Raw genomic sequence first — 11,949 nt, forward strand, 5'->3', positions numbered from 1 at the left:
CGTTCCGAGAAGGTGGGCGATGTCCTGCCGCGCTAGGACACGACGACGATGCGCTCGGCGACGGCGTGCAGGTGCCGCTCGACGCCGGCGAGGTCCGGCCGCGGATAGCCGTCGCCGACCGTGGCGAGGTTGTGGATCGCACCCGTGACGAGGAAGCCGAACGCGCGCTCGTCGACGCCGTCGGCGACCCGGCCGAGGCGCTTCTCGGCGGCCAGGTAGTCGGCGACGGTGCGGCCGAACGACTCGAGCAGACCGGACGACTCGGCGGCGGCGCCCACGGCGGGGTCGAGCGCGGCGTCGCCGCCCTCGCCGACCAGCCGGAACACCGGCGTCTCGGCCGTGACGAAGATGCGGGCGTAGCGGGCGAGGTTGCCGCCGACCGTGCCGGTGCCCGCCGAGGCCACCCACGCGTCGAACTCGCGGCGCAGCCGCCGGAACTCCGCCCCGACCAGCTCGGCCACGATCTCCTCGCGCCCGGTGAACACCTTGTACGGCAGCCCGACGGCGCACCCGGCCTCGGCGGCCAGCGCCCGCATGGTCAGCGCGGCCGCGCCGTCGCGCTCGATCAGCCGGCGGGCGTGATCGAGCAGCGACGTGCGCAGCTCCTGCCGAGCCTCAGCGGTGCGCCGGACGGGCACGTGCGGCTCCCGGGCCGGACCGTCAGGCGGCGGCCGGGCGAACGAACCCGCCGAGCCGCTCGGACGCGATGGTCACCGGGACGCCCATCTCGGCATTGTGCCGCAGCGCCTCGGCCAGCACCGGGCCCGGCTCGCCGTACACCTCGACGGCGGTGGTGTCGACGAGCTCGAGGGCGGCGCCGATGCGCTGCTGGGCGAGCTTCATGTGCTCGTCCATCGCGGCCGCGTCGGGCTGGACGATGACGTGGCTCAGCCGCGACCCGTCGTCGTCGAGGGAGAGCCGGAACCCCATGGCGCGGGGCTCGTTCGCCTCGACGAAGTCGGAGTACTCGGCGCAGAGCGCCCGCAGCTCCTCGAGCCGGCCCTCCTTGACGCGGTGGCTGGAGACGAAGATGAACGGCTCCGACATCGGATCCTCCCGAGAGCGACGATAAACGTGAACGGTTGTTCACGACGATAGCGTGAACAACCGTTCACAGCAAGTTCCGTCAGTCCGCCACGGGCTGGAACTCGGCCAGCCGGTCCTTGTACGGGGACTGCTCGGTGGCTGCCATCCAGTGCGGGTAGGACACGTAGACGACCTCGCTCTCCTCCTCGGCGCGATAGACGAGGTCGGTGCCGGCGCGCAGGTAGATGACCTCGCCGACCGAAGCCGTGGTGACGACACCGCCGCTCTCGACGCTGTAGCGGCCCTTGGTGACGATCAGCGCCTCGTCGTAGGAGACCGTCCACGGATTCGACTCGCCCGCGCCGTAGCGCACGAACCCGACGGTCATGGCGGCGTCGTGCCGCTGGTCGATGGCGTCGGCCAGCAGCAGGTCCTGGTCGAGGCGGCGGTACCACTCGAGGCCGTCGCTGCTGGTCACCTTCGTCACGCCGGACATGTCGTGCTCCTTTTCTGTAGTGGTCGGTACATATTGAGCACTGGCCGCCACCTCCGTCAAGGGGTTAATGTAGCGATCGGCACAGAAAGGAGCTCCGCCCATGGCTCGGGGACGGCCCCGCTCGTTCGACCGCGACGCCGCGCTCGACGGCGCCATGCGGCTGTTCTGGACCCGCGGCTATCAGGACACCTCCATCAGCGACCTCACCGAGCACCTCGGCATCGCCTCGCCCAGCCTGTACGCCGCCTTCGGCTCCAAGTCGGCGCTGTTCTGCGAAGCGGCCGACCTCTACCAGGCGCGCGAGGGCGGCCGGCCCGGGGTCGCCTTGGCGGCCGCACCCACCGCGCGCGCCGGGGTCGCGGCTCTGCTGCGCGAGAACGTCGCCCTGTTCACCCGCCGCGGCGGCCCGCGGGGCTGTTTGCTGACGCGCGCGACGCTGAGCTGCCCGCCCTCCGACACCGCCGTCGTCGAGTACCTCGACCGCTCCCGGCGCGATCGCCTCACGGCGCTGCGCAGCCGCTTCCGCGCGGCCGCGGCGGCCGGCGAGCCGCTGCCGTCCGACGACCACGACACCCTGGCGCAGCACTACGACGCCCAGGTCCAGGGGCTGGCCGTCCGCGCGCTCGAGGGCGCCCCGCGGGCCGCACTCCTGCGCACCGTCGACCTCACGATGACGGCTTGGGATGCGATGACCACTCGGTGATCACGTCATAACCCGGCGGAAACCAGGACATAACCACCGCTGTCGAGACTGCCTCTGCGCCCGGCTCCCCCGGCCGGGCGGACCGACTAGGAGGCCAGTCGTGACCACCACCGCCGGTACCCCCCACGCCCACACCAGGCGCAGCTTCCTCACCCGCGTCGGCGCCGTCGGCGGCGCCTCGGCGCTCTACGGCACCATGGAGGCGCTCGGCCTGTTCGCGAGCCCTGCCGACGCCGCCCCGGCCCAGGGCTTCGCCCCGCCTCGGGCCGCGGACCTCCCCGACGCCGCCCGAGCCCGCGGCACGAAGGTCGTGATCCTGGGCGCCGGCACCGCCGGCCTCACGGCGGCCTACGAGCTCGGCAAGGCCGGCTACGACTGCACCGTCCTCGAGGCCCGCGACCGTCCCGGCGGCCGGGCGAAGACGATCCGGCGTGGCGACCGTCTCACCGACACCGACGGCGTGACCCAGGTCTGCCGGTTCGACGAGGGCCTCTACTTCAACGCCGGCCCCGCCCGCATCCCCAACCACCACGTCACGCTGGACTACTGCCGCGAGCTCGGCGTCGCCATCGAGGCGCTGGTCAACGCCAACGCCGAGAGCCTGTACTTCCACGAGAACACCGGCACCACCGACTACGGCGAGCTGGCGAGCACCGCCGTCACGCACCGCCAGGCCAAGGCCGACGTCTACGGCTACATCTCCGAGCTGCTCGCTCAGGCCGCCGACCAGGGCGCGCTCGACGACGTCCTCAGCCCGGCCGACGCCGACCGGGTGGTGGCCTTCGCCCAGAACTTCGGCGGGCTGTCCGGCGGCAAGTACGTCGGCAACGGCCGGCGCGGCTACGTCGACGCCCCCGGCGCCGGGCACGACGCCGGCGTCGTCGGCACCCCGCCGTCGATGACGGCGATCCTGCAGAGCCAATTCGGCAGCCGGTTCTCGTTCGAGTTCGGCTGGGACCAGGCGATGATGATGTGGCAGCCGGTGGGCGGCATGGACCGCATCTCCGCCGCCCTGGCGCAGGCGATCGGCGGCAGGCGCCGCATCACGTACGACGCGCCGGTCACCCGCATCGAGAACACGGCCGACGGCGTCCGGATCAGCTACCGCCTGAACGGCCGCGTACGCACCATCGACGCGGACTACTGCATCGCCACCATCCCGCCCATGGTGCTCAAGAACATCCCCACCAACTTCAGCCAGACCACGAAGGACGCGCTGGCGGTCCCGACGGCGGCGAACACCGGCAAGATCGGCCTGCAGTACGGCCGGCGCTGGTGGGAGGAGGACGACAAGATCTTCGGCGGCATCACGGCGACGAACATGGACATCTCCGGGATCTGGTACCCGTCGTCGGGGTTCCTCGGCCGCAAGGGCGTCGTCGTCGGCTACTACTCCGGCTCCTACACGAACCTCGCCGTCGCCGACCGCGAGGCCCGCGCCGTCGCGCAGGGCGTGAAGATCCACGGCGCGAAGTACCGCGACGAGCTCGAGACCTCCATCTCGATCGCCTGGCCGAAGGAGCCGTACAGCCTCGGCGGCTGGGTGAGCTGGCCGGGCGGACGGGGCGCGGCCTACGACCACCTGCTGCGGCCCGACGGCAACACCTACTTCGCCGGCGACCACCTCAGCTACCTCATCGCCTGGCAGGCCGGCGCGTTCGAGTCGGCCCGGCTGGCCGTCACCGCCCTGCACGAGCGCGTCGCCGCCACGGCCGCGGCCTGACACCGTCCCCACACCCGGAAGGACCCCTCATGCGCAAGCCCAGCCGCCGGCTGATCGCCGTCGCCGCCGTCTCCAGCCTCACCACGCTCGCGATCACCGGCAGCGTCGTCGCCGTGACCGGCCTCGGCGCTCCCCGTCCGGCCGAGGTGCGGTTCAACATCGCCGCGCCGGAGCAGGCGCCGGACCCGTTCATCGCCAACGGCGTCGCCGTCGGCAACCAGGTGCCCCTGTACTTCTCCAGCGGCATCGGGCCCGGCGCGCTCAACAGCGCCGCGCCGGCCGGCACGCCGGAGCGTTACATCGACCCCGCGCAGTTCCCCGGCGGCGTGCTGCCCGCAGGCGTCACCGTCACCGAGGCGCAGGGCATGAACGCGATGGCCCGGATCAAGGAGAACCTGGAGTCGCAGGGCCTCACGCTGGCCGACGTCATCAGCATGCGGATCTACCTCGAGGCCCCGCCCGGCGCCGCCCGCGCCGACTACAACGGCTGGAACCGCGCCTACCGCAAGTGGGTGGCGAACGTGAACCGGGTGACCGGCGAGGTGATCCCGGCGTACGCCCCGGTCTCGTTCGCCAACGCCGCCCGGCCGTCGCGCACCAACCTCGAGGTCGACACGCTGCCCGTCACCGGCTGGCTGGTCGAGATCGAGGTGGTCGCCGCCTACGGGCGTGGCCGCTGAGCCACCGCCGTCGAGCGCACGCCCGGGCTACGTCCGCCACAACAGCAGCAGGGCGCGGTCGTCCGCGTCGGAGGAGGCGACGGCGTCGATGAGCTTCTCGGCGCCGCCGTCGAAGCCGCGGGCCACCAGGCGCTCGGCCTCGCCCTGCAGCTTGTCGATGCCGTCGGTGAGGTCACGCCGCGGCGCCTCGACCAGCCCGTCGGTGTAGAGCATGAGCGCGTCACCGGGCCGCATGCGCCCGGTGACGGGCTCGTAGTGCTTCTGCTCGTAGACGCCGAGCAGGCCGCCCTCGGTGTCGAGGGTGACCCAGCGCCCGGAGCCGGCATGGAAGTGGATGGCGGGCGGGTGCCCGGCGGAGCGGACCCAGTACTCGCCGGTCAGCAGGTCGACGACGAGGTGGACGGCGGTGGCGAACCCCTCGGGCCAGCGCTGCCGCAGCAGGTAGGCATTGGCGGCGGGCAGGAACTGCGAGGGCGGCAGCGAGCCGAGCAGCCCGCCGAACGCGCCCGACAGCAGCAGCGCCCGCGTGCCCGCGTTGTGGCCCTTGCCGGACACGTCGACCAGCGCCAACTCGAGGAACTGCCCGTCGGTGGAGCGGGAGGCGACCGCGAAGTCGCCGGAGAAGCTGGACCGCTCGGCGGCGTGGTGCTTGAGGTCGATCTTCCAGCCGCGCGGCAGCTGGGGCATTCGGCCCTGGGCGGCCAGCCGGTCGCGCAGGTCGACGAGCATCGACTCGCCCATGGTGCCCTGCAGGCCGAGCCGGGCCCGCGAGCGCGCCAGCCCGAGCGACACCACGGCGGTGATGCCGACGACGACGGTGACGGCGACGAAGGTGCGCCCGCCTCCGATGACGATCCCGCCGGCGATGAGGCAGAAGGCGACGGTGCCGACCAGCCAGGCCAGTGCCTGCGGCGGGACGAACAGCCCGCCGAACAGCAGCGGCAGCACCAGCGCGATGGCCGGCACGATGGACTCCCACAGCACCATGGACAGACCGAGCAGCAGCGTCGTCGCCAGCAGCACGGCCAGGACGACGGGTTCGCGGATCAGCCGCCGGGTCAATGCGCTGGCCGGGCGCCCGCCGAAGAAGACTCCGACAAGCCCGAGCGGGCCAGCCTGTCGGGTCGTCACACGAGGACCCTAGCGGCAAAGACAATCGAGGAGGAAGATCACACAGAATTGCCTGTCTGGCGTGTCAATGCTGGCAGTTCGGGCACCAGAACAGGTTTCTGGCCGCCGCCCGCCCGGCCGCCATGGGGGTCCCGCAGACGAGGCAGGGCTGCCCCGAGCGGCGGTACACGTACACCTCGCCCCCGTGGTCGTCGACGCGCGGCGGGCGGCCCATCGCCTCGGGCTCGTGCTCCGGCCGGACGGTGTCGATGCGTCCGCTGTGCACCCCGCGCCGCATCAACGACACCAGGTCGGCCCAGATCTCCCGCAGCACCGGCTCCGGCACCGTCGAGCCCGGCCGGGCGGGGTCGATCCCGGCCCGGTAGAGCGACTCGGCGCGGTACACGTTGCCGACGCCGGCCACGACCGCCTGGTCCATGAGCAGCACCCCGATGGGCGCCCGGCTGCGGCCGATGCGGGCGAGCGCCGGAGCGGGGTCGTCGCCACGCAGCGGGTCCGGGCCCAGCCGCGCCTCGACGGCCGCCTTCTCGTCGTCGCCGATCACCTCGCACCGCGTCGGCCCGCGCAGGTCGGCGTGCGCGTCGGCCGCCGTCAGCCGCATCCGAACCTCGCCGACGACGGGACCGGGCGGCACCGGCGCGGCCACGACGCCGAACTTCCCGTACAGCCCGAGGTGGACGTGCACCCACCGCCGTCCGGCGAAGCCGATGAACAGGTGCTTGCCGTACGCCTGCGCGCCCTCGAGGACCGAGCCGTCGACGACGGCGGCACCTGCGGCGAAGCGGCCCTGCGGACTGGCCACGCCGACCGGCCGGCCGCCGAACGCTGCGGTCAGCTCACCGGCCAGCCGGTGGATCGTATGGCCCTCGGGCACGTACCGTCCTTCCTGTGAACGATCGTGAGAAGGGTGTGCGCAAGCTCGACCAGGTCGACCGGCGCTCGCAGGTCGGGGTGTCTCGGGCGCTGCGTGCCCGCGACGTGTCGCGGCCCAGCAAGGCCGAGATCGCCGCGGCGCTCGAGCGGGTCGGGAAGACCCCGCTCCCGCCGCGGCCCAAAGCCCAGCAATGACAGCGGGCGTCGGGCTAGGGGGTGTCTGACGGGGCGGGCAGCGGCGGGAGCTCGCCGTCCACCTCGTACCGGCTCAGCATGGCGATGCGGCGGGCGTGCCGCTCGCTGCCCGAGAACGGAGTGTCGAGGAACGTCCGCACGAACGTCGCGACGTCCTCGAACGGGTGCATCCGGGCGCCGACGGCGAGCACCTGGGCGTCGTTGTGCTCGCGCGCCAGCCGGGCGGTCTCCTCGGACCACGCCAGCGCCGACCTGATGCCCGCCACCTTGTTGGCGGCCATCTGCTCGCCGTTGCCGGACCCGCCGATGACGACGCCGAGGCTGCCCGGGTCGGCGGCCACGCCCTCGCCGGCCCGCAGGCAGAACGTCGGGTAGTCGTCGAGCTCGTCGTAGACGAACGGGCCGTGGTCGACGACCTCGTGCCCGCCGTCGCGCAGCAGCTCGACGAGGCGGTTCTTGACTTCGTACCCGGCGTGGTCGGAGCCGACGTGGACGCGCATGGCCGTCAGTCTGCCGCATGCCCGCCGGAAGCCGGGCGGCGGTCAGTCGAACATGGGCTCTCGGGTACGGGTCCGCTTGAGCTCGAAGAAGCCGTCGTACGAGGCCAGCGCACGGACGCCGTCCCACACCCGGCCCGCGTCGTCGCCCTTGGGCGCCGGCGACATGACCGGGCCGAAGAACGCGTAGCCCTCGACGCCGATGACCGGCGTGCCGACCTCGGTGCCGACCTGGTCCATACCGGCGTGGTGACTCTTCCTCAGCGCCTCGTCGTACTCGTCGCTGGTGGCGTAGGCGGCCAGTGAGCCCGGCAGGCCGACCTCGGCCAGCGCCTCGGCGATGACGACCTCTCGGTCCTTCTGCCGGCCGAGGTGGAACCGGGTGCCCATGGCGTCGTAGAGCGGCTTCACCCACTCCTGGCCGTGCAGCTCCCGCGCCGCGATGACGACGCGGACCGGGCCCCAGCTGTCGGCCATGAGCCGGTTGTACTTCTCGCCCAGGTCACGCTCGGCGTTGAGGTAGGACAGCGACATGACGTGCCACGTCACCTCGACCGGCCGCACCTGCTCCACCTCCATCATCCAGCGCGACGTCATCCAGGCCCATGGGCAGATCGGATCGAACCAGAAGTCGACGGCGGTGGTCTCACTCATACGGGAGCAGCCCTTCGGCAACGTTGACGCGTCAATGAGGTCTCGATGTGGTCGAACCACTGGGAGCCACGACCGATTCCCGGGGGGCATCGCCAGCACGACGGCGGATGTTCTGTCAGGATCAGGCCATGTCTGGCACGAACCTGACCCGCGACGAGGCGCGCGAGCGCGCCTCCGTCGTCGACCCCGCATCGGTGCGTTACACCGTCGAACTGGATCTCACCCGTGGCGACACCACGTTCGGGTCCACCACCAACGCGTCGTTCGCGGCTACTGAGGGCGCCGGCACGTGGCTCGACCTCGTCGCGCCCGCGGTCCACGAGGTCGTCCTCAACGGGACCGCCCTCGACCCCGCCGAGGTGTACGACGGCGCCCGGATCCGGCTCGACGGGCTGGCCGCGCAGAACGAGGTCACGGTCGTCGCCGACGCCGCCTACATGCGCACGGGCGAAGGCCTGCATCGTTTCGTCGACCCCGTCGACGACGATGTCTACCTGTACTCCCAGTTCGAGGTCGCCGACGCCCGCCGGGTCTACGCCTGCTTCGAGCAGCCCGATCTCAAGGCCGAGGTCACGTTCCTGGTCGACGCGCCGTCCACCTGGGAGGTCGTGTCGAACTCGCCGGGCAAGGCCGGCAAGGCCAGCCACGGCACGAAGCGGTGGACCTTCGAGCCGACGCCGCGGCTGTCGACGTACGTGACGGCCATCATCGCCGGTCCGTACCACGTCGAGCGGTCCGAGCACGTCGGCAAGGAGAAGACGATCCCGCTGGCGCTGTACTGCCGCAAGTCGCTGGCCGAGCACCTCGACGCCGCCGAGCTGTTCGACGTCACCACGCGCGGCTTCGCCTTCTTCGAGGACGTCTTCGGCCTGGCCTATCCGTTCGCGAAGTACGACCAGCTGTTCGTGCCGGAGTTCAACGCCGGCGCCATGGAGAACGCCGGCGCCGTCACCCACCACGAGGACTACGTGTTCCGCAGCCGGGTCACCGACGCCGCCTACGAGCGCCGCGCCGAGACGATCCTGCACGAGATGGCGCACATGTGGTTCGGCGACCTCGTCACCATGCGCTGGTGGGACGACCTCTGGCTGAACGAGTCCTTCGCCACCTGGGCGTCCGTGCTGTCGCTGGTCGAGGGCACCCGCTGGACCGATGGCTGGACCACGTTCGCCGTCACCGAGAAGCTCTGGGCGCTGCGCCAGGACCAGCTGCCGTCCACGCACCCCATCTCCGCCGACATCCGTGACCTCGAGGACGTCGAGGTCAACTTCGACGGCATCACCTACGCCAAGGGCGCCAGCGTGCTCAAGCAGCTGGTGGCCTGGGTCGGCCGCGACGAGTTCCTCGAGGGCGTGCGGGCCTACTTCGCCGAGCACGCGTGGGGCAACACCTCGCTCACCGACCTGTTCGCGCACCTCGAGCAGACCAGCGGCCGCGACCTCTCCGCCTGGAACGAGGAGTGGCTGCGCACGGCCGGGGTCAACACGCTGCGCCCGGTGGTCACCGTCGACAACAACGGCGCGTACACGTCCGTCGCCATCGAGCAGACGGCGGCGCCGGAGCACCCGGCGCTGCGCTCGCACCGCGTCGCCGTCGGGCTCTACGACTACACCGACGACGGCGCCCTGGTGCGGCGGCGCCGGGTCGAGCTCGACATCGCCGGTCCGCGCACCGAGGTCGCCGAGTTGCGCGGCGAGACCCAGCCCGACCTCCTGCTGGTCAACGACGACGACCTCACCTTCGCCAAGGTGCGCCTCGACGACCGCTCGCTCGCGACGGTGGTGCGCTCCATCGGCTCGCTCGACTCCCTGCCGCGGGCGCTGTGCTGGACCGCCGCCACCGACATGCTCCGCGACGCCGAGATGTCGGCCAGCTCGTTCGTCGAGCTGGTGCTGGGCGGGGTCGACCACGAGACGTCCATGGGCGTGGTGCAGCACGTGCTGAACTCCGCGCGCGCGGCCATCGACCTCTACGCGCTGCCGGCCAACCGGACGGTGCTGTCGGCGCGCTGGGCGGCGGCCCTGCGTCAGCTGGCCGGGGCCGCCGAGGCCGGCAGCGACCGCCAGCTCGCGTTCGCCCGGGCCTGGGTGGCGGCCGCCGCCAGCGACGAGCACGTCGCCGAGATCCGCGCCCTGCTCGACGGCGACGAGGCGCTGCTTCCCGGCCTGACCATGGACACCGACCTGCGCTGGACGCTGCTGCAGCGGCTCGTCGTCCTCGGCGCCGCCGGTGACGACGCCGTCGACGCCGAGCTGGAGCGCGACAACACCGCCACCGGGCAGCGGCAGGCGGCCTACGCCCGCGCGGCGGTCCCGACGTACGCCGCGAAGGCGGCCGCCTGGCAGGCCGCCGTCGAGTCCGACGAGCTGCCGAACGCCCTGCTGACCGCCACCGTGCGCGGGTTCGCCCACCCCGAGCAGCGCGAGCTGGTCCGCCCGTACGTCCAGCCGTATCTCGACGCCGTCCCGCGGGTCTGGGCCGAGCGGACCAGCGAGAGCGCCCAGTCGATCATCATCGGGCTGTTCCCGCGGGTGCTCGCCGACGCCGCCACGGCCAGCACGGTGCGCCACTGGCTCGAGGGCGCCGAGCTGCCCGACGCCGCCCGCCGGCTCGTCGTCGAGGGACTGGCCGACCTCGACCGGGCGCTGCGGGCACAGGAGCGCGACCGCCAGGCGGGTTGACGGGTTTCGTGCGGGCTTTCATCTACCATGTAGATGACCGTTCCGAGCATGATGTGGGGTTCACGACGTGCCACGAGTAGCAGCCCGCGAGTCCGCCGGCGGCACCCAGAGCGTCGAGCGGGCGCTCTCGCTGCTGTCCGCGTTCACCGAGGAGCACCCGGAGCGGCGCATCTCCGAACTGGTGGCGGCCACCGGGCTGGGCCAGTCGACGGTGTCGCGGCTGGTCGGCGCGCTGGTCAACCTCGGGTATCTCACCCACCACGGCCGCAGCGGCCTGTACGGCATCGGCCCGCGGGTCATCACGCTGGCCGGCATCGGGCTGAACCAGTCGCCGGTGCACCAGCAGTCGCGCCAGGCGGCGCAGAACCTCGCCGCCTCGCTGGGCCTGGGCGTCAACGTCGCCGAGCGGCACGGCGCCAGCCTCTTCTACCTGTGCCACTTCGAGGGCGTCAATGCGCCGCGGCCGTCCACACTCATCGGCCGGGGCGGGCCACTGCACGCCACCGCCATGGGGAAGGCGCTGCTCAGCGAGATGGCGCCGACCGAGCTCCGCGACCTCATCGGCACCGAGTACGCCCGCTACACCCCGCACACCGTCACCTCGCTCGACGAGCTCGAGGGCCGGTTGCACGAGGTGCGCTCGCGCGGCTACGCCACCGAGCTCGAGGAGCTCGCGTTCGGCCGCGCCTGCATCGCGGCCCCGATCCGCGACCGATCCGGGCAGATCATCGCCGCGCTCTCGGTGTCGGGCCCGCTGTCGGCCATGAACCTGCCGGCCCGGCAGGACGAGCTGGCCATGATCGCCATCGAGCACGCCGACCAGATCTCGTCCAACCTCGGCTACCACGCCACGGTCACCGCACTCCCCGGCTGAGGTCGGCCGGGGGTCTGTGAGGTCGGCCGGGGCGATGAGGTGGGCTCCCCGTCCCCCTGCTGCCCATTCTCTTGACCCCGGGTGCCCGCCTCAAGCCGGCGCCCTCTGTGGTTGCTTGACCGTGTGGTGGGGGGCTTCGGCTTGACCCGGGCACCCGGGGCCTAAGAACGGGCAGCTATCAGGGGGACGGGGAGACCCTGGGCACGCCTCGCCGTTTCGCGTCCCCGTTTCGCGTGCCCGTTTCGCCCGGTTGGTCCGGTTGGCCCGGTTCGCCGGATTGTGTACCGCGTTGATCATCGGCGATCCGCTACATCACCAGGCGTTCTGCCACATCACCAGGCATGCATGCCTCGTGAAGCGGCAGAGAACCTCGTGATGGCCCCGCGAAACGCGCCAGATCCCACATCGCGGACGCA

13 protein-coding genes are annotated in these 11,949 nt (G+C 72.1%); 6 read left to right on the plus strand and 7 right to left on the minus strand.

Features of this window, described 5'->3' with window-relative positions; translation table 11 throughout:
• Nucleotides 1-32: 32 nt before the first annotated feature.
• From E1212_RS02455 to E1212_RS02465, 3 genes are all read right to left on the minus strand, one after another.
• Nucleotides 33-638, minus strand: coding sequence for a TetR/AcrR family transcriptional regulator (locus E1212_RS02455; RefSeq protein WP_131978575.1), 606 nt, complete (start codon nt 636-638; stop codon nt 33-35).
• A gap of 22 nt (nt 639-660) precedes the next feature.
• A complete protein-coding gene (locus E1212_RS02460; protein WP_131978578.1) occupies nt 661-1,047 on the minus strand; it encodes a hypothetical protein in 387 nt (128 codons plus the stop codon).
• Between the two features lie 79 nt (nt 1,048-1,126).
• Complete coding sequence (locus E1212_RS02465) at nt 1,127-1,522, minus strand: cupin domain-containing protein (RefSeq protein ID WP_131978581.1); 396 nt, start codon at nt 1,520-1,522, stop codon at nt 1,127-1,129.
• A gap of 100 nt (nt 1,523-1,622) precedes the next feature.
• On the opposite strand from E1212_RS02465, the gene E1212_RS02470 reads away from it, so the two are divergent.
• From E1212_RS02470 to E1212_RS02480, 3 genes are all read left to right on the plus strand, one after another.
• The gene (locus E1212_RS02470; RefSeq protein ID WP_131978584.1) at nt 1,623-2,225 is read left to right on the plus strand and encodes a TetR/AcrR family transcriptional regulator; all 603 of its coding nucleotides are present in this window, start codon (nt 1,623-1,625) and stop codon (nt 2,223-2,225) included.
• Between the two features lie 100 nt (nt 2,226-2,325).
• Nucleotides 2,326-3,948, plus strand: coding sequence for a flavin monoamine oxidase family protein (locus tag E1212_RS02475; protein WP_203416241.1), 1,623 nt, complete (start codon nt 2,326-2,328; stop codon nt 3,946-3,948).
• 29 nt (nt 3,949-3,977) lie between these two features.
• Nucleotides 3,978-4,628 (plus strand): Rid family hydrolase, encoded by a 651-nt coding sequence (locus E1212_RS02480; RefSeq protein WP_131978587.1) that lies wholly within the window; start codon nt 3,978-3,980, stop codon nt 4,626-4,628.
• A gap of 27 nt (nt 4,629-4,655) precedes the next feature.
• On the opposite strand, the gene E1212_RS02485 is transcribed toward E1212_RS02480, so the two are convergent.
• Complete coding sequence (locus E1212_RS02485) at nt 4,656-5,759, minus strand: PP2C family protein-serine/threonine phosphatase (protein WP_131978590.1); 1,104 nt, start codon at nt 5,757-5,759, stop codon at nt 4,656-4,658.
• A 64-nt stretch (nt 5,760-5,823) separates the two neighbouring features.
• A complete protein-coding gene (locus E1212_RS02490) occupies nt 5,824-6,633 on the minus strand; it encodes an Fpg/Nei family DNA glycosylase (protein WP_131978593.1) in 810 nt (269 codons plus the stop codon).
• Nucleotides 6,634-6,647: 14 nt separating this feature from the next.
• Here E1212_RS02490 and E1212_RS02495 point away from each other — a divergent pair, with 14 nt between their 5' ends.
• Nucleotides 6,648-6,827, plus strand: coding sequence for a hypothetical protein (locus tag E1212_RS02495; RefSeq protein WP_131978596.1), 180 nt, complete (start codon nt 6,648-6,650; stop codon nt 6,825-6,827).
• A 14-nt stretch (nt 6,828-6,841) separates the two neighbouring features.
• Here the strand turns inward: E1212_RS02495 and E1212_RS02500 are convergent, their stop codons facing one another.
• Nucleotides 6,842-7,327, minus strand: a complete 486-nt coding sequence (locus E1212_RS02500) for a ribose-5-phosphate isomerase (protein WP_131978599.1) — start codon at nt 7,325-7,327, stop codon at nt 6,842-6,844.
• 42 nt (nt 7,328-7,369) lie between these two features.
• On the minus strand, nt 7,370-7,978 hold the full coding sequence (locus E1212_RS02505) for a mycothiol-dependent nitroreductase Rv2466c family protein (RefSeq protein WP_131978602.1): 609 nt from the start codon (nt 7,976-7,978) through the stop codon (nt 7,370-7,372).
• Nucleotides 7,979-8,106: 128 nt separating this feature from the next.
• Between E1212_RS02505 and pepN the strand changes: the two genes are divergently transcribed.
• On the plus strand, nt 8,107-10,659 hold the full coding sequence (pepN, locus tag E1212_RS02510; RefSeq protein ID WP_131978605.1) for an aminopeptidase N: 2,553 nt from the start codon (nt 8,107-8,109) through the stop codon (nt 10,657-10,659).
• Nucleotides 10,660-10,726: 67 nt separating this feature from the next.
• Nucleotides 10,727-11,533: an IclR family transcriptional regulator gene (locus tag E1212_RS02515; RefSeq protein ID WP_131978607.1), complete on the plus strand. Its 807-nt coding sequence runs from the start codon at nt 10,727-10,729 to the stop codon at nt 11,531-11,533.
• The last annotated feature ends 416 nt before the right edge of the window (nt 11,534-11,949 follow it).

The organism is Jiangella ureilytica (assembly GCF_004348545.1).
In the GTDB taxonomy this organism is placed as follows: Bacteria; Actinomycetota; Actinomycetes; order Jiangellales; family Jiangellaceae; genus Jiangella; species Jiangella ureilytica.

Coding starts and splice junctions, on each gene's coding strand:
- E1212_RS02460 (WP_131978578.1), bottom strand. CDS start 1,047: ATGTCGGAGCCGTTCATCTTCGTCTCCAGCCACCGCGTCAAGGAGGGC.
- E1212_RS02480 (WP_131978587.1), top strand. CDS start 3,978: ATGCGCAAGCCCAGCCGCCGGCTGATCGCCGTCGCCGCCGTCTCCAGC.
- E1212_RS02505 (WP_131978602.1), bottom strand. CDS start 7,978: ATGAGTGAGACCACCGCCGTCGACTTCTGGTTCGATCCGATCTGCCCA.
- pepN (WP_131978605.1), top strand. CDS start 8,107: ATGTCTGGCACGAACCTGACCCGCGACGAGGCGCGCGAGCGCGCCTCC.
- E1212_RS02500 (WP_131978599.1), bottom strand. CDS start 7,327: ATGCGCGTCCACGTCGGCTCCGACCACGCCGGGTACGAAGTCAAGAAC.
- E1212_RS02465 (WP_131978581.1), bottom strand. CDS start 1,522: ATGTCCGGCGTGACGAAGGTGACCAGCAGCGACGGCCTCGAGTGGTAC.
- E1212_RS02470 (WP_131978584.1), top strand. CDS start 1,623: ATGGCTCGGGGACGGCCCCGCTCGTTCGACCGCGACGCCGCGCTCGAC.